We start from the raw sequence: 22,357 nt of genomic DNA on the forward strand, positions 1-22,357 counted from the left end.
TTGGTCTACGCGGTTGCGTTCTTCTGCCATGCTTGTTTGTAGGCTTGCCAGGCCGGATCGGCCGGCGGTTCGGTCCGCTCGCCCTTGCTCATTGCGGGTGCGCCGTCGGACGCCAGCAGCGCGGCGCCAATGCTGGTCCCCGTCGAGGTCTCCGACGCAACGACCGGTCGTCCCGTCGCTGCAGCCAGCATGCCGATGAAAAGCCGGTTCCGCGCGAATGGCCCTTCGACCGTCGTCGGTCCGTCACCACCGATCAACTCCAGGCAAGTCGCGGTCATCAGCGCCAGATAGAACGATATGGCGGCGAAGCGGTGGCCAAGGCTTAAGTCGTCGGCATTGACCCACTGTGCGTCGCGATGCGGGAATGGCCCGGAGCCCTGTTGGGTGGAAGGCAGCAGCAGGACCTGCCGCGCCAGAACGGCCGCGACATCGGCCTCGCTCCATTCCTGTGGCTGGCCCTCGGTCAGCAGCGAAAACTCGCGTCCGCCCATGAAGCGCGCCGACGGCACGGGATCGCCGAGCGCATCGACATTGACCAGCGTGTCGCGCGCCGGGTCGAGCTCCACCTTCCGGCCACCCACCGCCATCGATACCACCCATGTGCCGGTCGAGACGACCGAAAAGGGCGGTGCGTCGGACAGCAGGTGCGGCAGCAGCGAAGCGTTGGAATCATGCAGCCCGCAGAACACGGGCGTCCGCAGGTCGAGCCCGGTCCGCGCTGCGAGCGCGGGCATCATCGGGCCAAGCCGCTCCCTTGCCGGCCGTACCGGCGCCATCAATTGGCGCCAGCCCATCCTGCCGACCAGCGAGGAGTAATCGGACGTCCATGGATTCCAGAGATCGGTGTGGCAGCCGAGCGAGGTCACTTCATTGGCGGCGACGCCAGTCAGCCGCAGCGCCCAGTATTGCGGATACATCAGCATCGCGGCGGCCTTGGCGAATTCCGCTGGAAAGCGCTTCTGCTGCCAGAAGAATTGCGCGCCGAGGTTGAGGCCGATCGGCAACCGCGGCGTGCCGGTTTCGTCGAAGGGGGGACGTGCGGCGTCATAGTCGGCCGCAAGCTGGTCGGGACCGTCGAATTCGTAATCGAGCACCGGCAGCACCAGTTCGCCGGCTCCGTCGACCAGCGCTCCGGTCGCCCCATGCGTGGTGATCGATATCGCATCGATCCGCCGTTCGCGGTTGAGATCGGCAAGGCTGTTCAGGATGAACGTCCACAGCGCCTCGACATCGTGATGCGGATAGGGCGCCTGCCGCACCGGCGCGTTTGCCGTGCGGCGCAGCGCGACCTCGCTCAGTGTCGCGAGGTCGACCAGCGCCACCTTGGCGTTGGTCTTGCCGATATCGATGACGGCGACGATCATGCCATATGGAACATTGTTTCCAGCGGCGCCGCCACCGGCTCGTTGTCGGGCCTTGTCTCCATGATATCGGCCATATGCGCCCACCAGCGCTGCATCACGGGGTGCTTCGGCAGGTCGGCCATGCCGTGGTCATCGGGGCGCCACAGCACGCCGAACAGGATGTCGGTCTCCTCGTCGAGATGGATCGAGTAGTCGGAGACGCCGGCCTCTCTCAGCAGCGCGACCAACTCGGGCCAAATCTCGTCATGGCGGCGCTTGTATTCGGCCTTCATGCCGGGGTTCAGCTTCATCTTGAAGGCGTATTTCTCCATCAGGCGAAGCGTCCTTCGCGCAGCCGCCGCCAGACGATCGGCAGCGCAATGACGATGATCAGAAGCAGGCCGATGAAGATCGACATGACGATGCCGGGCACGTTGAGCAAGCCGAGGCCGAACGTCACCAGCCCCATGATGAAGGCGGCCAGCACGACGCCGAGGATGCTGCCGGCGCCGCCAAGGATCGAGACCCCGCCCAACACCACCATGGTGATCGCCTCCAGTTCGTAGCCCTGCGCGATCGACGGTCGCGTCGAGCCGAGACGCGAGGTGATCAGCACCGAGGCGATGCCCGACATCAGTCCGGTCAGGCAGAACAGGATGAACTTGATGCGGTCGACGCGCACGCCGGAGAACTGGCAGGCGACCGGGTTGTTGCCGATGGCGAAGACTCGGCGGCCGAAGCTCGTGCGATGCAGCACGAACCAGTAGATCAATGCCGCGGCAAGGAACAGCACCAGTTCGAACGAGAACACCCGCCAGACATAGCCTTGGCCGAAGAAGGCGAAGCTCTCCGGATAACCCTTATAGGCCTGATCCCCCAGGATGATGAAGGCGATGCCGCGAAACAGGCTCATCGTGCCGATGGTGACAACGATGGACGGCAGGCCGAGCCGGGTGACGAGCAGCCCGTTGAAGGCACCGCAGCCGAGCCCGACGACGATGCCGATCGCCACCAGCACCGGCGTGCCGGCGCCGGCCTGCACCGCCATGCCCATCATCGTCGAGGCGAGCGCCACGATGGCAGCAACGGAGAGGTCGATCTCGCCCGAAATGATCAGCAGCGCCATGGCCAGCGCGATCAGCCCTTTTTCCGTGAAGTTGAAGGTCAGGTCCGACAGCGACCACGGATCGAGAAAATAGGGCGAAGCGAAGCTGTTCACCACGAAGATGAGGACCGCGATGACGACGAGCAGCGCCTCCCAGGAGAAGATCGCCGAGGAAAGCGGCTTGTCGAGCCGGTCGGGGATGTGGCGTGGGGCAGGGGTGTCGGTCATGCCGCTTCCGCCTTTCTGAGGATGATGCGGCCCTGCCGGCGCTCGCCGCGCGCGTTGAGCACCACGGCCAGGATGATGGCGCTGCCCGAAATCGCCATCTGCCAGAAGGGCGAGATGTTGATGACCGGCAGCGCGTTGGAGATGATGCCGAGGAACAGCGCGCCCAGCACCGCGCCGCCGACCGAGCCGATGCCGCCGGCGATCGAGACGCCGCCGATGACGCAGGCGGCGATGATGTTGAGCTCATAGCCGTTGGCGACTTCGACCGAGGCGATTACGTAGCGCGAGATCCACAGGTATCCGGCGAGCCCGCCGATCATGCCGGAAATGCAGAAGACGATGAACTTGGTGCGGCCGACATCGATGCCGGCATAGACCGAGGCGGTCGGGTTGACGCCGATGGCATAGATCGAGCGGCCGATCTGCGTGCGCGTCATCACCAGGAAGAACAGCGCGATCACCAGCAATGCGATCCAGGACAGCACCGGCAGACCGAGGAAAGCGGCGCGCTGGAAATTGATGAAGTCGGGACTCATCTGGTCGGCGTTGACCCAGGCGCCGCCGCAGACGACGAAGGTCGCCCCGCGATAGATGGTGAGCGTTCCGAGCGTCACCACGATCGAAGGAATGTTCAGCCGCCACACCAGGAAACCGTTGATGGCGCCAAGCACCAGTCCAACGGCGAGAGCGATGACGATCAGCACCGGGATCGGGATCGCCGGATGCGCGGCGTTCAGCATCGCCACCACCATGCCGGTGAAGCAGAGGTTGGAGGCCATCGACAGGTCGATCGAGCGCGTCAGGATCACCACCATCTGTCCCAGCGCCAGGATCATCAGGATCGACGTGTCGTTGAACACCTGGCGCAGATTGGCAGGGTCGGCGAAGCCGGGGAACCGCGTCGAGATCAGCCCGATCAGCACGGCGATGCCGGCAAGAAGCCAGATCTCGCGGTATTTGAGGAAATTCTTCATGCCGCGATCCCCGCTGCGGTTCGAACCAGCGTCTCGGCATCCAGGCCCTTGTTGTCGTAGGTTGCCGCGATGCGGCCCTCGCGCATGACGACGACCCGGTCCGACATGCCTAGGATCTCGGGCAGTTCCGACGATACCATGATCACCGAAAGGCCCTGCGCGACCAGCTCCGCCATGAAACCATGCACGGCCGCCTTCGAGCCGATGTCGATGCCCTTGGTCGGCTCGTCGAGGATGATCACTTTCGGCGTCGTCGCCAGCCATTTGGCGATGACCACTTTCTGCTGATTGCCGCCGGAAAGCGTGCCGACATCCTGGCTGAGCGATGAGGCGCGCAGATCCAGCCGCTCCGTGTAGGAGCGGGCGAGCGAGAATTCTTCCGCGAGCCTCAGCACGCCGGATTTGGAGGTGCGCGCAAGCGAAGGCAGGGACACATTCTGGAAGATCGGCAGGCCGATTACCACGCCCTGTTTGCCGCGCTCTTCCGGCACATAGACGATGCCGGCCTCGATCGAGTCCGCGGCCGATTTCGGTGCGATCGCCTGGCCGTCGAGCGAGATCGTGCCCCGGCTGGTGCGCGTGATGCCGGCGATCGCCTGCATCACTTCGCTGCGCCCTGCGCCGACGAGACCATAAAAGCCGAGGATCTCGCCCTTGCGCAATTCGAAGCCGATGTCATCGAACTCGGTCGGATGCGACAGGCCGGAGACCGAAAGCACCGGCGCGCCGATCTTAGGCTCGCGCTGCGGGAAGATGTGGTCGACGTTGCGGCCGACCATCATGCGCACGATTTCGTTCTGGCCGGTATCCTTGAGCAGGCCTTCGCCGACCATCTCGCCGTCGCGGAAGACGGTGTAGCGGTCGGCGATGCGATAGATCTCGTCGAACTTGTGGCTGATGAAGAGCACCGCCTTGCCTTCGCTCTTCAGGAATTCGATCAAGAGGAAAAGCTCCTCGATCTCCTTCATCGAGAGCGCGGCGGTCGGCTCGTCCATGATGACGATGCGCGCGTCGATCGACATCGCGCGGGCGACGGCTACGAGGTGCTTGTTGGCGATGCCGAGGTCCTTCAGCCGCGTGTCGGCGTCGATATGGCCAGCGCGCATCGTCTCCATCACTTCGCGCGCGTTTTTCCGCATCGTCCGCCAGTCGATGGTGCCGAAGCGGGTGCGAGGAGCGTGGCCGAGGAAGATGTTTTCGGCGACCGAGAGGTCGTCGAACAGCACCGTCTCCTGATGGATGGCGGTGATGCCATGGCCGAAGGCGGCATGCGCGCTGGGCAGCGTCGTCGCCTGGCCGTCGATGCCGATCTCGCCGGAATCGGGTTGGTAGATGCCGGTCATGATCTTGACCAGCGTCGACTTGCCGGCGCCGTTCTCGCCGATCAGCGCCGTCACCTGTCCCGGATAGAGCGACAGGCTGACATTGTGCAGGGCGCGCACGCCCGGGAAACTTTTCGAGATGCCTGAGAGCGTCAGGCGTGGAGAGGCGCTTTGAGAGGGGCGAGAGGGCTCGGGCCGCTCTATCTCCGCTTTGCGCTGGGCTGTCGTGTCCATATCCGTATCAGGCCCTGAGAGAAGGTCCGTTTGAGGATGCGGCGGGGCAATTGTCCCGCCGCATGAGCTTGGAGTCGAGAAGGATCAATAGATCTTGGAGAACTTCTCGATGTTGGTCTTGTCGAACTGGAAGGGCGGCGCCATCGCAGCCGAGTTGGTGTCGTCGAGCGTGACCTTGCCGACGCGGCCGATCGACAGCGTGGCGCCGGGCTTGGCCTCTTCCTTCTTCACCGCCAGGTCATGGGCGAGGTAGATCGCCGAATAGCCGAGGTCGATCGGGTTCCACAGCGCAACCGCTTGGGACGCGCCGTTGTCGATGAACTTCTTGAACTCGGACGGCAGTGCCAGGCCGGTGACGTTGACCTTGCCGATCAAGCCTTCATCGGTCACCACCTGCGCGGCGGCGACGACACCGACGGTGGTCGGCGCGATAATGGCCTTGAGGTTCGGATAGGATTTCAACAGGCCCTTGGCTTCGTCGGTGCTCTTGGCCGAGTCGTCATCGCCATAGACGGTGGCGACCAGCTTGATCTTCGGGAACTTCTCCGGCAGCACCTTCTTGGCGGCCTCGATCCAGGCGTTCTGGTTGGTCGCGGTCGAGGAGGCCGACAGGATGGCGACGTCGCCGCCTTCCGGCAGGTAATCTGCGGCGAGCTTGATGATGGTCTCGCCGATCAAATTGGTGTCGGACGGATTGAGGTGGAGCTGGCGGCCTTCCTTGGCGACGCCCGAGTCCCACGAGATCACGGTGATGCCGCGATCCATCGCCTTCTTCAGCACCGGCACCAGCGCGTCCGCGTCATTGGCCGAAACGGCGATCGCGTTGACCTTTTGCGCGATCAGCGAGTTGATCACCTCGATCTGCGCTTCGGCGGTCGCCTTGGTCGGGCCGGTGTAGATCACGTCGACATCGCCCAGTTCCTTGGCCGCTTCCTCCGCGCCCTTGTTGGCGGCGTCGAAGAAGCCGTTGCCGAGCGACTTCACCACCAGCGCGATCTTGACGTTCTCGGCATAGGCGGCATTCACGAACATGGCGGCGGAAAAGGCCGCCGTGACCAGCAGTTTCTTCAAAAAGCTCATCGAATATCCTCCCTTGAGCGTTGCATTCCATCGCCGCTGCGGGCGTGAGTTCCCTCAGGCCTGCAGTGAAGATTCTTCCTTGTCGCTTGACTGTCTGCGGGCGACGACCAGCGCCACGCCCGCCGTTTCCAGCATCTTGGCCTCGCGGTCCTCGATGCCGTCGTCGGTGATCACGGTCGCGATGCGCGACAGCCCGCACAGGATCAGGCTGGAGCGCATGCGGAATTTCGAGGAATCGACCAGCACCACCAATTCGTCTGCCTGGTCGATCAATTTCTGCTCGGCCTGGATCAGCAGCGGATCGCCTTCCATCAGCCCGAGCGGCCCCAGCCCCTGCGCGCCCATGAACATGCGTCGCGCATAGAAATTGCGCGTCACGTCATTGTCGAAGGGCGACAGGATGATGTTCTGCTCGCGGTAGATCGTGCCGCCCGAAAGCATCACCGTGTTCTTCGAGTGCTTGAGCAGGTGCTCGGCGATCGGGAAGGAGTTGGTGAAGATCGGCATGCGGCGGCCGGTCAGGAAATGCACCATCTGGAAAGTGGTGGTGCCGCCATTGATGATGATCGGCTCGCCGTCGGTGCAAAGGTTCACCGCTTCCCGTGCGATCGCCCGCTTCTGCGCGGCATTCAGCGTTTCGTTGACGGAGAAGGGCCGGCCGGCAAGGCCGATGAACTGCGGCGGCGAGATCGCCTCGGCGCCGCCGCGCACCCGGCGCAGGCGCTTTTGCACATGGAGCGCCGCGATGTCGCGCCGGATCGTCGCCTCGGAGGAGTCCGTCAGCTCGACCATCTCCTGTACCGTCACCACAGGCTTTTCCTGGACGGCGGACAGAATGATCCTGTGGCGTTCTTTTTCGTGCATGGTTCCTCCCTGCCCAAGCATCAGGCACCAGAAAACACGCAGTGTCAATCATTTCCGATCATATATTTTCGTTGTGCAGTGCAATATGATCGATATTGATCGTTTGTGATTGACAAGCAGGCCGCTTGCGTAGACATTCGCCGCGAGAAAAGAGGAGCGCGGCGTTCGCGCTTCAAGGGAGGATACCTATGCTCGACAAGCGCTCCGGCTCGCGCCTCGCCAATCTTTGGGACGATGCAAAGGCCGAAGGGATGAGCGGTCCCGAGCTCCTGGTCTATCGCTCGAACACGCTGGGGTCCGACAAGCGCGTCACCAATTATGGCGGCGGCAATACCTCGTCCAAGGTCTGGCAGAAGGACCCGCTGACCGGCGAGGACGTCGAGGTGCTGTGGGTCAAGGGCTCGGGCGGCGACAGTGCCTCGATCAAGCTTGACGGTTTCGCCACCCTCTACATGGACAAGCTGCGCGCGCTGAAAGGCCTTTATCGAGGCGTCGAGCACGAGGACGAGATGGTGGGGTACCTGCCTCATTGTACGTTCAATCTTAACCCGCGCGCGGCCTCCATCGACACGCCGCTGCACGCTTACGTGCCGAAGGCTTGCGTCGACCACATGCACCCCGACGCCATCATCGCGGTCGCCGCGGCCAAGGATTCCAAGGCGATCACGAAGGAGATCTTCGGCGACGCCATCGGCTGGCTGCCGTGGAAGCGGCCAGGCTTCGAGCTCGGCCTGTGGCTGGAGAAATTCTGCCTGGAAAATCCAGATGCCAAGGGCGTCGTGCTGGAAAGCCACGGCTTGTTCACCTGGGGCGACACGCCGAAGGAATGCTACGAGACGACGATTTCGGTAATCAACCAGGCGATCGACTGGTTCGAGCGGAAATCACAAGGCAAGGCGATCTTCGGTGGCGAAGCGGTACAGGCGCTCGACGCATCGGCTCGCCGCGCTATTGCCGCCAAGCTGATGCCGCGGATCCGCGGCCTGATCTCCGAAAAGAGCCATAAGCTCGGCCATTTCGATGACCAGCCGGCGGTGCTCGAATTCGTCAATTCCAAGGACCTGCGCCCGCTGGCGGCACTCGGCACCTCCTGCCCGGACCATTTCCTGCGCACCAAGATCCGGCCGCTGGTCATCGAGTTCGACCCAGCAAAGCCGGATGTCGACGCCGTCATCGCGCGGCTGGCCGACGACATCGCCGAATACCGCGTCGGCTATCAGGCTTATTACGACAGCTGCAAGCATCTGGACTCGCCCGCCATCCGCGATCCCAACCCCGTGGTCTATCTGATGCCCGGCGTCGGCATGTTCACCTTTGCCGGCGACAAGGCGACGGCGCGCATCTCCGGCGAGTTCTATGTCAACGCCATCAATGTCATGCGCGGCGCCTCGACAGTCTCTTCCTATGTCGGCCTGCCCGCGCAGGAAGCCTTCGACATCGAATACTGGCAGCTCGAGGAAGCCAAGCTCCAGCGCTTGCCGAAGCCGAAGGCGCTGGCCGGCCAGATAGCCTTGGTCACCGGCGGCGCCGGCGGGATCGGCCGCGCCACCGCCAACCGGCTGCTGCGTGAGGGCGCCTGCGTGGTGCTCGCCGATATCGACGAGGCGGCGCTCGCCAGCGCCAATGAAGAGCTTTCGAAGGTCTACGGCAAGGACTTCGTCCGCCCGGTGCGCATCGACGTCACCTCGGAAGATCAGGTGCTTTCCGGTTTCGCCGAAACGTCGGTCGAGTTCGGCGGCATCGACATCCTGGTTTCCAACGCGGGTCTCGCCTCCTCGGCGCCGATCGAAGAGACCACGCTGGCCCTATGGAACAAGAACATGGACATCCTGTCCACCGGCTATTTCCTCGTCTCGCGCGAGGCTTTCCGGCTCTTCCGCGCGCAGAAGATCGGCGGCAACGTCGTCTTCGTCGCGTCCAAGAACGGGCTCGCCGCTTCGCCGAATGCGTCAGCCTATTGCACCGCCAAGGCGGCCGAGATCCATCTCGCCCGTTGCCTCGCGCTGGAGGGTGCGGAAGCGCAGATCAGGGTCAACGTCGTCAATCCGGACGCGGTGCTGCGCGGCTCCAAGATCTGGACCGGCGAATGGAAGGAACAGCGCGCCGCCGCCTACAAGATGTCGACCGACGACCTCGAGGAGCATTACCGCTCGCGCTCGATGCTGAAGCGCTCGGTCTTCCCGGAAGACATTGCCGAAGCGATCTATTTCTTCGCTTCGGACATGTCGGCCAAGTCGACCGGCAACATCGTCAACGTCGACGCCGGCAACGCGCAAAGCTTTACGCGGTAAATTATCGACGGCGGCGCTGCCCCTCACCCTTACCCTCTCCCCGTGAAGAACGGGGAGTGGGGGTCGCCAGCGCCGGAGCTTGTCCCTTCTCCCTGTCACTATACGGGGAGAAGGTGCCGGTAGGCGGATGAGGGACGGCGCCGGCCAAACGAGTTTCTGGGAGGAATTGCAATGTCCGAAACCATCATCTCAGCCGACCTCGTCTCCAGCCACAACGCCGCGCGCAAGGCCGATCTCGAGCGCGACTACGCCTCGCTCGGCGAACGCCTCGACCGCCGCGGCATCGCCATCGATGCGATCCGCGACAAGGTCGAGAAATTCGGCGTCGCGATCCCGTCCTGGGGTGTCGGTACCGGCGGCACGCGCTTTGCCCGTTTCCCGGGCCCCGGCGAGCCGCGCGACATCTTCGACAAGATCGAGGACTGCGCCGTCATCAGCCAATTGACGCAGGCGACGCCGACCGTCTCGCTGCATATCCCCTGGGACAAGGCCGATCCGAACCGGCTGAAACAGGCTGCCTCCCGTTTCGGACTCGGTTTCGATGCCATGAACTCCAACACCTTCTCCGACGCCAAGGACCAGAAGCTTTCCTACAAATTCGGCTCGCTGTCGCATGCCGACGCCGGCACGCGCCGGCAGGCGGTCGAGCACAATCTCGAATGCATCGAGATCGGCAAGACCCTGGGCTCCAAGGCGCTGACAGTGTGGATCGGCGATGGCTCCAACTTCCCCGGCCAGGTCAATTTCGCAAAGGCCTTCGAGCGCTATCTCGACGCCATGCGCGAAATCTATGCCGGCCTGCCGGATGACTGGCGGCTGTTCACTGAGCACAAGATGTATGAGCCGGCCTTCTATTCGACCGTCGTGCAGGACTGGGGCACCAACTACATCATCGCCAGGGAGCTCGGCGACAAGGCCTTCTGCTTGGTCGACCTCGGCCATCACGCGCCCAACGTCAACATCGAGATGATCGTGTCGCGGCTGATCCAGTTCGGCAAGCTGGGCGGCTTCCACTTCAACGATTCCAAATATGGCGACGACGATCTCGATACCGGTTCGATCGATCCCTATCGCCTGTTCCTAGTCTTCAACGAACTGGTCGATGCCGAGCTGTCGGGGGCCAAGGGCTTCAATCCGGCTCATATGCTGGACCAGAGCCACAACGTCACCGATCCGATCGAGAGCCTGATGCTGTCGGCGGTCGAGGTGCAGCGCGCCTACGCTCAGGCGCTGCTGGTCGACCGCAAGGCACTTGAGGGCTTCCAGGACGCCAGTGATGCGCTGATGGCGACGCAGACGCTGAAAACTGCCTACCGAACCGATGTCGAGCCGATCCTTGCCATGGCGCGCCTGCGGAGCGGCGGCGCCATCGATCCTGTCGCCGCCTATCGCGAGGCGGGTTACCGGGCCAAGGTCGCGGCGGAGCGCCCGGCGGTCGCGAGTGGCGGCGGCGGTATCGTCTGACAGGCAGAGCCACTCCCCTCATCCGGCCGCTTCGCGGCGACCTTCTCTCCGAGGGGAAAAGAGATCAGCGCCGGCGCAAAGTCCTCTCCCCTTGGGGTGAGGTCGGATTGCCCGAATTGCTTTTGCAATTCGACCTGGCAATCCGGGTGAGGGGGCCTCTCACTCTGCTCAAATTGTTTATTGGACTAATTCGCCCCCACGGTCTTTCCTAGGCGTCCCCAACGCCAGGAGCACCGCCATGCCCTTGACCCGTCGGATGCTGATCGGCGTCACCCTTTCGCTCGCAATCACCCTCACGCCGTCGACCATCGTCTTCGCCGCGTCGCCCGCTCCCGCCAAGGGCGAGCACGGCATGGTGGTGACGGCCCAGCATCTCGCCACAGAAGTCGGTGTCGACGTGCTGAAGAAAGGCGGCAATGCCGTCGATGCCGCGGTCGCCGTCGGCTATGCGCTCGCCGTGGTCTATCCCAACGCCGGCAATATCGGCGGCGGCGGCTTCATGACCGTGCGCATGAAGGACGGCCGCACGACCTTCCTCGATTTCCGCGAGCGCGCGCCGCTCGCGGCCACCCGGACCATGTATCTCGACAAGCAAGGCAATCCGATCAAGGGCGCCAGTCTCGACGGCTATCTCGCCGTCGGCGTGCCGGGCTCGGTCGCCGGCTTCGAGATGGCGCGCGAGAAATACGGCACGCTCTCAAGACAGGATCTGATGGCGCCGGCGATCGCCTATGCCAGGGACGGTTTCGTCCTCAACCAGGGCGACGCGGCTTCGTTCGCAGGCAGCGCCGACCGTCTCGCAAAGGATCCGGCAGCGGCCGCCATCTTCCTGAAGAAAGACGGCAAGCCCTATGGCATCGGCGAGAAGCTGGTTCAGCCGGACCTCGCCGCCTCGCTGTCGGCGATCTCGGAAAAGGGACCTGACGCTTTCTACAAGGGCGCCATCGCCGATCAAATCGTCAAAGCGAGCGGCGCCAAGGGCGGCATTCTCGCCAAACCCGATTTCGAGCGATATGCCGTGCGCGAGCTGAAGCCCGTGACCTGCGACTACCGTGGCTATGAGATCATCTCCTCGCCGCCGCCGAGCTCGGGCGGCGTCATCATCTGCGAGATCCTCAACGTGCTGGAGGGCTATCCGCTCTCCTATCTCGGCCCCGGATCGGCCGAGACGGTCCACGTTATGGTCGAGGCCATGCGCCACGCTTATGTCGACCGCAATTCGGCGCTCGGCGATCCCGATTTCGTCGACAATCCGGTCCCGAAACTGCTCGACAAGAACTATGCCAAGGACATTCGCGACAAGATCGACCCCTTTCGTGCCGGCGTCTCGAAGGACTTGATGCCGAAAGGCTTCGGCGAGTCCAAGGAAACCACGCACTATTCGATCATCGACAATGAGGGCAATGCGGTCGCGGTCACCTATACGCTGAACGGCTCCTTCGGTGCCGGCGTCGTCGCCGACGGCACCGGCATCCTGCTCAACAACGAGATGGACGATTTCACCCAGAAGCCCGGCGTGCCCAACCTCTACGGGCTGGTCCAGGGCGAGGCCAACGCTATCCAGCCGAAGAAGACGCCTTTGTCCTCGATGAGCCCGACGATCGTCACCAAGGACGGCAAGCCGTTCATGGTGATCGGCAGTCCGGGCGGCTCGCGCATCATCACCATCACGCTGGAGGCGATCGTCAACGTCATCGACCACGGCATGGACATCCAGCAGGCGATCGATGCGCCGCGCATCCACCATCAATGGCTGCCGGACACGATCTATGTCGAACCGTTCGGGCTGTCGCCGGACACGGAGAAGCTGCTTGCCGGCATGGGCTACCATCTCGATCTCAGCGACCAGACCTGGGGCCAGGCCGCCGGCATCCTTGTCGGCGGCAAGAGCCTGGGCGAAATCGAGAAGGGCGGCGGCGCCCGCTACAACGGCGCCATAGACAGCCGCGCAGCTGCCGGCGAGGCGCTGGGATATTAGGCTTAGGGCTATTGAGACTAGCTAAAAATTACAGGAGGCGCAGTAGCGGGCGCTGTTCTTCCATGCCTTAATATGCCGGGGCGCCCTTGGGGTGGCGCTATGGGCGGCAGTTGATGAATGAGCGAGAGTTTTTCTTTGGTGGTTCCTACGCGTGACGGGGGGCCGCACAGTCTGATCATTGCCGAAGAGTATCGACGGCTCGGGATTGAAATTCGGTATTTCGTCATAGCCGTTCATCGCCGAGATACGTGGAAGATGTGCTTCGTAAAGTTGACTTGGCTACCAAGCTATCTGTCAGGTGGGGGAGGTCTTATGTCGAAGGCATTCTGCCGAAGATTGCGGCCGTCTCGCGCGCAAAACGTATTTTCCGGTTGGACGACGATGAATTTCCCTCACGTGCCTTGCTGACCTGGCTGCGCGATGTTGCGGCGCCGACAAACAAACCAGTGATAGCCGTTCCGCGCCGCGCTGTGGCCGTTATCGATTCTATGGCTGTTTTCGCTGCGAAGTTGCCCAATTTGCCACCGCACGACTTTCAGTTTAGAGGGTTCCTCGTCCATTCTGTAAAATTCAAGAAGAAGATCCACACGCCGGGCTTCTCGTTCAATGAATCTGAGGTCTTGTACGCGCCTTCGGAGTGCCACATCTACCATCTCGACTGGGTTGTACGAAGTCGCGAGCAGAGAGCCAGCAAACTCGAATTCTATGAGAAAATGGAGCCGGGAGCGTTCGAATTGTTGAAGTATCAGTATCTCTATGAGGACTTCGATCCGGCCCTTTATGAATTTAGCCCGCTGGAAGACCCGGACATATCTGCTCTGGCCCTTCGGCTCCATAACGAGCGGCCCGCACCCGCGGAAGCGACCAGGGGATGGAAGCGGCTTTTCCGCAGGATCGCCTGCCGATGAATCCCTTTCGCTTCACGGCGGTTAAGCGGCCATTGCTCGGCCCATCGGCGGGTGGCCGGCAGGCAGGAATCTTCATAACGCATGTGCTGAACGATCGAATACAGGCTCATTTTGACCGTCTCCGCCGCGAAACGGAGGCGATCATCGATTGGCAGTTCGCCTATAATCCGTGGACCTTGAGCGATCTCGTCGCAGGACGAGGAGACTTCGAGATCGACCGGACCTCCGTGCGCGTGCGGCAAGCTGTGAGTTCCGGGAACTTGTCGATGGGCTATATGGACATCGTCCTCTTCCCTTTGGCGAAGTCCGCGAATCGGGAATTCGTCTGGGTTCTCGAATACGACGTCGACTTTGCCGGCCGGTGGCTCGATTTTTTCCAGCAGTTTTCGAACAACGGCGCGGACTTGCTGGCGACGACGCTCAATACGCGCCGCCGGGATCGGCGCTGGACATTCTGGGGCACGGCAAACGGGCCGTGCCCGAAATCACTGTTCACGAGAGCATTTATGCCCATCATGCGCGTTTCGAGGCGCATGATCGATGTCTACCAGGAGGCGCTTTCGACAGGCGAGTGGGGTGGGCACTACGAATTCCTCGTGCCGACCATTGCGCGCGTTCATGGTTTCAGGATCGAGGACATCGGCGGGACCGGGCCGTTCGTGCCTTGGCGCCGAAGGAGGCGAAACTATCTGAATACGGCGAAGGACCCCCATCTCGGCCCCGGGACGTTCGTCTGGCGCCCATCGATGACGGCTTATTTTCACGAAGACCACACCGCGTTCAACCAACAGGCCATGCTTTACCATCCGATCAAGGCCGACGTGGACGAATGGGAGGCCGAAGCATCAGTAGCGCTGCCCGAGGCCATCTGATGCGGATAGGCCTAGGTTGGTTTATCGCATAACCAACCGCATGTTTGATCAGGTCACCAGCGTGATCGTCGAGGCGATCAGCATAACGGCGGCAATGGCGACGAACAGCGCATAGATGCGCGGTCGGTCGAGCAGCAGCGCATTGCCCGAAATCCAGGCCGCCGTGGCGCCGCCAAGCGCGAACAGGAAGCCGTTGCGGTGGCCGAAGGACACGGAGGCGGCCATCAGGCCGCCGATGATCAACGCGCCGAAGACGATGATGACGGCGACGGCATATTTCTCGAAATCATTGCCGCTGCCCATTGCCGGCCCCATCGCATTGAGATTGGGCAGGTCGTCCGGGTCGAAAGGGCTGGTCGAGCCGTATTCGTCTTGACCGAGGGATTCGCGCATCATTCATTCTCCGCTGGGCGGCAACAAACCATCAACGCCTGCCGAGCGCAACCCGGCAAAGCCGCCCCGGCGGTGCATTCGCCGTCCGGCTGATGCTCGCGTGCCACGGTTTCCCGGTCGATTTCAACGGCGCAGCGGCGTTGCAGTTCCAGGGCATGATGTCGAAAGTGCGAAGCGGTTTCGGACGACATCATGCTCCATCTCTGGCCTTGACCTATCTGGAAAAATCACTGCGCACGATGCCGTGCCGCTGCAGCTTGTCGTAGAAGGTCTTGCGCGGGATGCCGAGCGCCTCGATGGTGCGGCGGACATCGCCGTCGTTGCGACCAAGCGTCTCGCGGATGATCTCGGCCTCATAGCGATCGAGCCGCTCCGGCAACGGCATCGCGGCGTCGCTCTCCATTGCCGCTGGGGAAGGCCTTTCGCCGACATTATCGAGCCCGAGCACGAAGCGTTCGGCGAAGTGGGCGAGCTCGCGCACATTGCCAGGCCAGTCATGGTCCCTGAGATGACGCTGGACCGCGGTGGAGATCGCCGGCACGGTGCGCCGGAAGCGGGCGGCGGCCCGCTCGGCGAAGTAACCGAACAGAAGCGGCACGTCGTCCCGCCTCTCGCGCAGCGGCGGAATGGAAAGCGTCACCACATTGAGCCGGTAATAGAGGTCCTCGCGAAAATTGCCGCGCTGGCTGGCGTCGCCGAGATCGACCTTGGCGGCCGCGACCACCCTCAGGTCGACCGGACGAACCTCGTTGGTGCCGAGCGGGGTCACCTCGCGCATTTCCAAGACACGCAGCATCTGCACCTGCGTCGAAGGCGGCATGCTTTCGATCTCATCGAGGAACAGCGTGCCGCCGCTCGAATGTTCGATACGGCCGACGCGCTTCTTCTGCGCGCCGGTGAAGGCGCCGGGCTCGTGGCCGAACAGCTCGCTTTCGATGACCGTCTCCGGCAGCGTGCCGCAGTTGAGCGCAACGAAATTGCCTTTGGCGCGGCGGCTCCAGCGGTGCAGCAGGTTCGCCACAACTTCCTTGCCGGAGCCGGTCTCGCCGGTGACCAGCACGTCGACATCGGTGTCGGCGATCTGCCTCAGCGTCCGGCGCAGCCGCTCCATCGCAGGCGTTTGGCCGATCAGCGGTAATCCCTCCTGCGCCTGCTCAGCCGCTTCGCGCAAGGCGCGGTTTTCCACCACCAGCCGGCGTTTCTCCGCGGCGCGCGCCACGCTCTGCGCCAGCCGGTCGGCGGCGAAAGGCTTGGTGATGAAGTCGTAAGCGCCGTCCTTGATCGCCTTGACGGCCATGGCGATGTCGCCATGGCCGGTGACCAGGATGACGGGAATGTCGGGATCGAGATGCAAGACGCGGTCGAAAAGCTGCAGCCCGTCGATCTCCGGCATGCGGATGTCCGAGACAACCACGCCGGCGAAAGTCTTGTCGAGCGCCGCCAGCGCTTCGCTCGCCACCGCGTAAGCCGACACCGAAAAGCCGGCAAGCTCCAGCGTCTGCCTTGTCGCCTTGAGCAGATCGCCGTCGTCATCGATCAGGATCACCGGTACGGGATCGTCCTTGGTCATGCTGCGCCGGCCTTCGACAGATGGACGGTGAAGCGGGTGCCCTGGCCGCTGCTCACCACCTCGATGCGCCCGCCATAGTCGGCGACGATGTCCTTGGAGATGACCAGGCCGAGCCCGAGGCCTTTTTCCTTGGAGGTGTTGAAGGGCGTAAACAGGGATTTCAGGATCGCGGGCGGTATGCCCGGGCCGTTGTCTGAAACGACCACCGCCACCTCTTCGCCGGTTTCGGTGGCGGAGACTTCGACCCGCGCGCCCTCACGGCCCTCGAGCGCCTCCAGCGCGTTCTGGAACAGATTGATCAGCACCTGCTCCAGCCGCAGCCGGTTGCCCATCACCTTCAGCTTCGGCGGCGGCAGTGTAATCGCCAGCGCGTCCAGCCGGCCGGCGAAGCGGCTCCTGAGCAGCACCACGGCGCCTTCGATCACGCCGCGCAATTCAATGGGCTCGGCCGCAGTGCGGCCCTTGCGGGCGAAGGCTTTCAGCTCCTCGGTGATCGAGCCGATGCGCTCGGTCAGCGCGGCGATGGCGCCAAGGTTCTCCTCGGCTGAGGCGCTCTGCTTGCGCTCCAGGAACACGCGCGCATTGTCGGCATAGGCGCGGATCGTCGCCACCGGCTGGTTGATTTCATGCGCGACGCCAGCGGCGACCTGGCCAAGGGTGGCAAGCCGGTTGGCCTGCACCAGCTCCTGCTGCATCACCTGCAGCTTCGCCTCGGTGCTGCGGTGGTCGGCGATCTCGGCCTGCAGCCGGTCACGCGCCAGGCTAAGGTCCTGCGTGCGCTCGACGACCCGGCGCTCGAGCTCGGCGCGTGCCGCCTGCTCGGCGGCGATCCGCATCTGGCCGGACTGCCGGCGCCACAACAGATAGGCGGCAAAGGCGATGAGCGGCACCACCACGCCAAGCGCAAGCAGCCGCATCTCGCGTTGCGCCGCCGCGACCGGTACTTCGGCCGGAACGAGATAGTCGAGCCGCCAAGGCGTCGACGGCACTGCAGTCGAAAGGCGCAGATATTCCGCGTCGCTGCCCCCGGGCGTGATGGCATGGACCAGCGCGACGTCGGAGCTCAGCGGTTGCGGTTTCGTGACCGGCAAGGGCACCAGCGGCGCCTCGCCGAATTGCTGGCTGGCGCGGATGTCGGCCGTGAGCGGAGCGGCCAGAGGTGCAATCGTCATGAAACGCCAGGAGGGCACGCTGGTGATCAGCACCACGCCATGCGCATCGCTAACATAGGCCGGGCGGTTGGCCTCATGCCAGTCGGACTCGAGCTGGTCGAACTCCATCTTGACCACGACGACGCCGAGCGGCCCGGAAGGCCCATCGACGCGGCGCGAGATGTAGAGACCGGGGCGTTTGCTGACGTTGCCGAGCGCGAAATATTCGGCCGTCCCCGTCTGCATCGCGCCCGAGAAATAGGCACGAAAACCATAGTCGTTGCCCACGAAGCTAACCGGTTCGCGCCAGTTGCTGGAAGCGATCGCCAACCCGTCGGTGCCGGTGACGTAGAGCACCGAGGCCTTGGTGCCGGACACGAGCCCTTCGAGCTTGCGATTGAGCACATCGATCGCGGCAGGACTGCGTTTGGCCAGCGCGTCATGCACCTGCTGGTCCTCGGAGAGGAGCAGCGGCAGCGCACGCGGATTTTCCAGCACCGCGCGCAGCAGCGCGACTTTGAGGTTGGCGTCCGTGCGCCCCTGCGTTGCCAGCGCTTCGATCTCGGTCGAGCGACCATAGAGGCCTGCGCCATAGAGCGCCACCGCGATGATCGCCAGCGCCACCGCCGTAAACAGCAGCCAGGCGCGCCGCGCCCGCCCGGCAAGCAGTTCGGGCGTCACGGCGAGGACGGCGGCAGGGCGTTGCAGCATGCCGCATCTGTGCATGATTTCGCACAAAGCACAATCCGACCTATGCGGATAACCGCACGGATTCTCTGGCAGATGCCCCTCGTTAGTTCCGAGAAAGCCAACGAAATCAACATTCCGAGGCTTCGGGCGTCATCTGGCACGCGCGTTGCAAATGCATCCGCAGCAGCCGCGAGGCTGTGGAGGTCAACAGCCCCCAGGGAGGTCGAGCGTCTCGATCGGGGGCCGAACGGAGGACATCATGCAGACAGCAATCGCTGCCGCAGAACCGCGCGGCAAGGTTCCCTTTTACCGGCATCTCTATGTGCAGGTCCTGGTGGCGATCGCCGCCGGCATCCTGCTTGGCCATTTCTATCCCGACATCGGCGCATCGCTGAAACCGCTTGGCGATGCCTTCATCAAGCTGGTCAAGATGGTGATCGCGCCGGTGATCTTCCTCACGGTCGCGACCGGCATTGCCGGTGTTTCGGACCTGCACAAGGTCGGCCGCGTCGCCGGCAAGGCGATGATCTATTTTCTCGTTTTCTCGACTTTGGCGCTCGTCGTCGGCCTCGTCGTGTCGAACCTCATTCAGCCCGGCGCCGGCATGCACGTCAATCCGGCGACCCTCGACCCGTCGAAAGTGGCGACTTTCACCGAGAAGGCGCACGATTCGACGGTCGTCGGCTTCCTGATGAACATCATCCCTGACACCATCACCGGCGCGTTCGCGCAAGGCGACATCCTGCAGGTGCTGTTCTTCTCGGTGCTGTTCGGCATCGCGCTGGCGCTCGTCGGCGAGCGTGGCCGCCCTGTGGTCGATTTCCTCCAGGCGCTCACCGCGCCGGTTTTCCGCCTCGTCGCTATCCTGATGAAGGCCGCTCCCATCGGGGCTTTCGGCGCCATGGCCTTCACCGTCGGCAAATACGGTATCGGCGCGATCGCCAACCTCGCCTTCCTGATCGGCACCTTCTATCTGACGTCGCTGCTCTTCGTGCTCGTCGTTCTCGGCGCCGTCGCATGGTATAACGGCTTCTCGATCCTGGCGCTGATCCGCTACATCAAGGAAGAGCTGCTGCTGGTGCTCGGCACCTCGTCGTCGGAGGCCGCGCTCCCCGGCCTGATGGCCAAGATGGAGCGCGCCGGCTGCAACCGCTCGGTGGTCGGCCTTGTCATCCCGACCGGCTATTCCTTCAACCTCGACGGCACCAACATCTACATGACGCTGGCCGCCCTGTTCATCGCTCAGGCGACCGACACGCCGCTCACCTTCGGCGACCAGATCCTGCTTTTGCTCGTCGCGATGCTGAGCTCGAAGGGCGCAGCCGGCATCACCGGCGCCGGCTTCATCACCTTGGCCGCCACGCTCTCGGTCGTGCCGTCGGTTCCGGTCGCCGGCATGGCGCTCATCCTCGGCGTCGACCGGTTCATGTCGGAATGCCGCGCGCTCACCAACTTTGTCGGCAATGCGGTGGCGACAATCGTCGTGGCGCGCTGGGAAGGCGAGCTCGACCAGAATCAATTCGCCGCCGCCATGGCCGGTCAGTTGCCGGAGGAGGCGGATCTCGCGCTATCGGGCGGGCTGCAGCCGGCATAAGCCACGTTCGGAATTGCGAAAGACGAAGGGTATCCTCCCGATGCCGAACAGGCCGCGGCGATCGCCGCGGCCTGTTCTTTTTGCCGGCCGCCGCATAGGCTGCGCCAGCCGGATTCCCGGTGAAACATTCAGCCGAAAGGGCGGTCGATGAGCAGCGCGTTTCCCGAGATCTATCTTGTCCGTCATGGCGAGACCGAATGGAGCCTTTCGGGCAGGCACACCGGCCGCACCGACATTCCGCTGACGGCAACAGGCGAGGAGGCCGCGCGCTCCGTTGCCGACCGGCTCAACGGTCTGACGTTCCAGGCGGTCTGGTCGAGTCCCTCGCAGCGCGCCTTCGACACCTGCCGGCTTGCCGGCTTCGGCGAGCAGGCCGTGAAAAAGCCGGACCTGCAGGAATGGGATTACGGCGCCTATGAAGGCGTGACCACCAAGGAAATCCTGTCGAAGCGCCCCGGCTGGCAGTTGTTTCGCGACGGCTGTCCGGACGGCGAGACGGCGGCCGACGTCGGCGCCCGCGCCGACGCCGTCATCGCCGCGCTTCGCGCGATCGGCGGCAATGTGCTCATCTTCTCCAGCTCGCATTTCCTGCGTGTTTTCGCGGCGCGCTGGGTAGGCCTGCCGCCGGAAGGCGGCGAGCATTTCGTGCTCGATACCGCCAGCCTCAGCATACTCGGCTACGAGCACGATCTGACCGAGCCGGTCATCCGGCGGTGGAACCAGAAGTAGCGCGACTCCCCGCGGCCAGCTTGTCCCCAAGGGGAGAAGACGCTGATTTCGGCGCCGGTGACCTCTCCCCTCGGGGAGAGGTCGGATTGCCCCGAATTGCCTTGCAATTCGGCTGGCGATCCGGGTGAGGGGGACGCCTCGCGCCTTACGCCGCTAGCATCGCCCGCTCCTCGCTCGTCAAATGTCGCGCCTTGCCCTTGGCAAGCTCGCCGAGTTGAAGACCGCCGATCGCCACCCTGACTAGCCTCAGCACCTCGATATCGAAGGCGCCGAGCAGCCTGCGGATCTGCCGGTTGCGCCCTTCGTCGAGCACGATCTCCAGCCAAGCGGTGCGGCCGCCGCTGCGCAACAGCGCGATCGAGCTTGCTGTGAGCAACTCGCCATCGATGACTGCGCCCTGACGAAAGCGCTCCAGCATGGGCTCGTCGGGCGCGGCGGCGATCTGCACGTGATAGGTCTTGGCGACATGCGAGGCTGGGTCGAGCAGGCTGTTCGCCCAGCGCGTGTCGTTGCTCAGCAAAAGCAGCCCCTCGCTCGCCTTGTCGAGCCGGCCGACCGGCGACACGAAAGGCAGGTCGAGCCCTTTTAAGCAATCATAGACCGTGCCGCGGCCTTCGGGATCGTCGCGGGTGGTGACCAGCCCGCGCGGCTTGTTGAGCATCAGATAGGTCTTGCGCTCTGCGACGACGCGCTCGCCGTCGACGGTGATGCGGTCGCGGTCGGGATCGATGCGCAGCAAGGCATCGCGCGCCGTCTTGCCGCCGACCTGCACGCGCCCCTCGGCGACGAGACGCTCGGCCTGCGTGCGTGAGCAGAAGCCCAGCTTGGAGAGCGCTCGGGCGAGGCTGACCTTGGCGGCGGTGGATCGTCGGTCGGGTTGGCGTGCCAAGATGCTGCTCTCGAACGAATGCCACGCGACTTGGGCCGCCATTCGGCACAAGTCGGCTTTGCAGCGCCCTCTTATCCTCTGCAGTCGCGGTCGTCCAATGTCACTCCTGTGGCGCGCTCAGCCGCCGGTAGGAGGCGCCGTCGAATGTCGCCGTCACGAAGCTTTTGACCGACATTTTCCGCTTGCGTCCATCGCTGCAGGCATAGAGCGGCCAGCCGGCTTCGCTGCACTCGCTGGCCAGGCAGATACGGGCCACACAGTTCCCGACGGTCAGCCGAAAGCCGCCCTTGCCCGCGAAACCTTGCAGCAGGCTGCCGTCCGCCGAGCGCCATGTCCGTTGCTGGAATTCAGGCCGCAGCAGGCGAGGCTCGAGCGGCGCGGCCAGACCGGTCTGGGCCGATTGGCCCGAATATTGAAGCCGGTAGCGCGCCATGCCGGTCGTGTATGCGGTCACAAGATCGGATTGGCCGGAATAGGCCACCGCGAGATCGGGGCGGTCGAAAAGATGGGACGCGCGCAGTTCCGCCGCCGACGGGCCCGTCAAGGCGGCGATGGCGACAAAGACCAGGCATACGCGCAGCATCCCGATTTCCAGCAGCCATTCCGGTCCGGCACGCCAGCTTGCCCGGCTGCCCGCGCATACAATCTTTCCAATCGGATTTTCGCGCAAGCGCCCGG

General features: G+C 63.7%; 20 protein-coding genes. 7 read left to right on the forward strand and 13 right to left on the reverse strand.

Annotated elements, in window-relative coordinates:
- Positions 1-5: 5 nt before the first annotated feature.
- The 7 genes from ACVMIM_RS08195 to ACVMIM_RS08225 all read right to left on the reverse strand — a co-directional run bounded on the left by ACVMIM_RS08195 (position 6) and on the right by ACVMIM_RS08225 (position 7,150).
- Positions 6-1,364, reverse strand: coding sequence for an FGGY-family carbohydrate kinase (locus ACVMIM_RS08195; RefSeq protein WP_476111518.1), 1,359 nt, complete (start codon positions 1,362-1,364; stop codon positions 6-8).
- A complete protein-coding gene (rhaM, locus tag ACVMIM_RS08200; protein ID WP_476111519.1) occupies positions 1,361-1,675 on the reverse strand; it encodes an L-rhamnose mutarotase in 315 nt (104 codons plus the stop codon). The genes ACVMIM_RS08195 and rhaM overlap by 4 nt, the downstream gene beginning before the upstream one ends.
- A complete protein-coding gene (locus ACVMIM_RS08205) occupies positions 1,675-2,676 on the reverse strand; it encodes an ABC transporter permease (RefSeq protein WP_476111520.1) in 1,002 nt (333 codons plus the stop codon). Before ACVMIM_RS08205 ends, rhaM begins: the two co-directional genes overlap by 1 nt.
- Complete coding sequence (locus ACVMIM_RS08210) at positions 2,673-3,650, reverse strand: ABC transporter permease (protein WP_476111521.1); 978 nt, start codon at positions 3,648-3,650, stop codon at positions 2,673-2,675. Before ACVMIM_RS08210 ends, ACVMIM_RS08205 begins: the two co-directional genes overlap by 4 nt.
- Entirely contained in the window at positions 3,647-5,206 is a 1,560-nt protein-coding gene (locus tag ACVMIM_RS08215; RefSeq protein ID WP_476111522.1) for a sugar ABC transporter ATP-binding protein, read from the reverse strand. The genes ACVMIM_RS08210 and ACVMIM_RS08215 overlap by 4 nt, the downstream gene beginning before the upstream one ends.
- Before the next feature lie 84 nt (positions 5,207-5,290).
- A complete protein-coding gene (gene rhaS, locus ACVMIM_RS08220; RefSeq protein ID WP_040994173.1) occupies positions 5,291-6,286 on the reverse strand; it encodes a rhamnose ABC transporter substrate-binding protein in 996 nt (331 codons plus the stop codon).
- A gap of 54 nt (positions 6,287-6,340) precedes the next feature.
- Entirely contained in the window at positions 6,341-7,150 is an 810-nt protein-coding gene (locus ACVMIM_RS08225; protein ID WP_476111523.1) for a DeoR/GlpR family DNA-binding transcription regulator, read from the reverse strand.
- Between the two features lie 188 nt (positions 7,151-7,338).
- Between ACVMIM_RS08225 and ACVMIM_RS08230 the strand changes: the two genes are divergently transcribed.
- From ACVMIM_RS08230 to ACVMIM_RS08250, 5 genes are all read left to right on the forward strand, one after another.
- The gene (locus tag ACVMIM_RS08230) at positions 7,339-9,441 is read left to right on the forward strand and encodes a bifunctional rhamnulose-1-phosphate aldolase/short-chain dehydrogenase (RefSeq protein ID WP_476111524.1); all 2,103 of its coding nucleotides are present in this window, start codon (positions 7,339-7,341) and stop codon (positions 9,439-9,441) included.
- Between the two features lie 171 nt (positions 9,442-9,612).
- Positions 9,613-10,905 (forward strand): L-rhamnose catabolism isomerase, encoded by a 1,293-nt coding sequence (rhaI, locus tag ACVMIM_RS08235; protein ID WP_476111525.1) that lies wholly within the window; start codon positions 9,613-9,615, stop codon positions 10,903-10,905.
- 238 nt (positions 10,906-11,143) lie between these two features.
- Positions 11,144-12,883 carry a gamma-glutamyltransferase gene (ggt, locus tag ACVMIM_RS08240; RefSeq protein ID WP_476111526.1) on the forward strand — a complete coding sequence of 580 codons (1,740 nt, stop codon included), beginning with the start codon at positions 11,144-11,146 and terminating at the stop codon, positions 12,881-12,883.
- A 248-nt stretch (positions 12,884-13,131) separates the two neighbouring features.
- Positions 13,132-13,791: a hypothetical protein gene (locus ACVMIM_RS08245; RefSeq protein ID WP_476111527.1), complete on the forward strand. Its 660-nt coding sequence runs from the start codon at positions 13,132-13,134 to the stop codon at positions 13,789-13,791.
- Positions 13,755-14,663: a hypothetical protein gene (locus ACVMIM_RS08250; protein ID WP_476111528.1), complete on the forward strand. Its 909-nt coding sequence runs from the start codon at positions 13,755-13,757 to the stop codon at positions 14,661-14,663. The genes ACVMIM_RS08245 and ACVMIM_RS08250 overlap by 37 nt, the downstream gene beginning before the upstream one ends.
- A gap of 48 nt (positions 14,664-14,711) precedes the next feature.
- On the opposite strand, the gene ACVMIM_RS08255 is transcribed toward ACVMIM_RS08250, so the two are convergent.
- The 4 genes from ACVMIM_RS08255 to ACVMIM_RS08270 are packed head-to-tail and all read right to left on the reverse strand — an operon-like array spanning position 14,712 to position 18,488.
- Positions 14,712-15,059 (reverse strand): hypothetical protein, encoded by a 348-nt coding sequence (locus ACVMIM_RS08255; protein WP_476111529.1) that lies wholly within the window; start codon positions 15,057-15,059, stop codon positions 14,712-14,714.
- Entirely contained in the window at positions 15,056-15,250 is a 195-nt protein-coding gene (locus ACVMIM_RS08260; RefSeq protein ID WP_476111530.1) for a hypothetical protein, read from the reverse strand. The genes ACVMIM_RS08255 and ACVMIM_RS08260 overlap by 4 nt, the downstream gene beginning before the upstream one ends.
- A gap of 20 nt (positions 15,251-15,270) precedes the next feature.
- Positions 15,271-16,626, reverse strand: coding sequence for a sigma-54-dependent transcriptional regulator (locus tag ACVMIM_RS08265; RefSeq protein ID WP_476111531.1), 1,356 nt, complete (start codon positions 16,624-16,626; stop codon positions 15,271-15,273).
- Positions 16,623-18,488 (reverse strand): ATP-binding protein, encoded by a 1,866-nt coding sequence (locus ACVMIM_RS08270; RefSeq protein ID WP_476111532.1) that lies wholly within the window; start codon positions 18,486-18,488, stop codon positions 16,623-16,625. Before ACVMIM_RS08270 ends, ACVMIM_RS08265 begins: the two co-directional genes overlap by 4 nt.
- Positions 18,489-18,726: 238 nt before the next feature.
- Between ACVMIM_RS08270 and ACVMIM_RS08275 the strand changes: the two genes are divergently transcribed.
- Together ACVMIM_RS08275 and ACVMIM_RS08280 are read left to right on the forward strand one after the other, a co-directional pair.
- On the forward strand, positions 18,727-20,061 hold the full coding sequence (locus tag ACVMIM_RS08275; RefSeq protein ID WP_476111533.1) for a dicarboxylate/amino acid:cation symporter: 1,335 nt from the start codon (positions 18,727-18,729) through the stop codon (positions 20,059-20,061).
- Positions 20,062-20,208: 147 nt separating this feature from the next.
- On the forward strand, positions 20,209-20,790 hold the full coding sequence (locus ACVMIM_RS08280) for a histidine phosphatase family protein (protein ID WP_476111534.1): 582 nt from the start codon (positions 20,209-20,211) through the stop codon (positions 20,788-20,790).
- A 145-nt stretch (positions 20,791-20,935) separates the two neighbouring features.
- Here the strand turns inward: ACVMIM_RS08280 and ACVMIM_RS08285 are convergent, their stop codons facing one another.
- Entirely contained in the window at positions 20,936-21,679 is a 744-nt protein-coding gene (locus ACVMIM_RS08285; protein ID WP_476111535.1) for a pseudouridine synthase, read from the reverse strand.
- Positions 21,680-21,779: 100 nt separating this feature from the next.
- Positions 21,780-22,349 carry a hypothetical protein gene (locus ACVMIM_RS08290; protein ID WP_476111536.1) on the reverse strand — a complete coding sequence of 190 codons (570 nt, stop codon included), beginning with the start codon at positions 22,347-22,349 and terminating at the stop codon, positions 21,780-21,782.
- Positions 22,350-22,357: the final 8 nt, after the last annotated feature.

This window comes from Mesorhizobium sp. USDA 4413 (assembly GCF_056280365.1).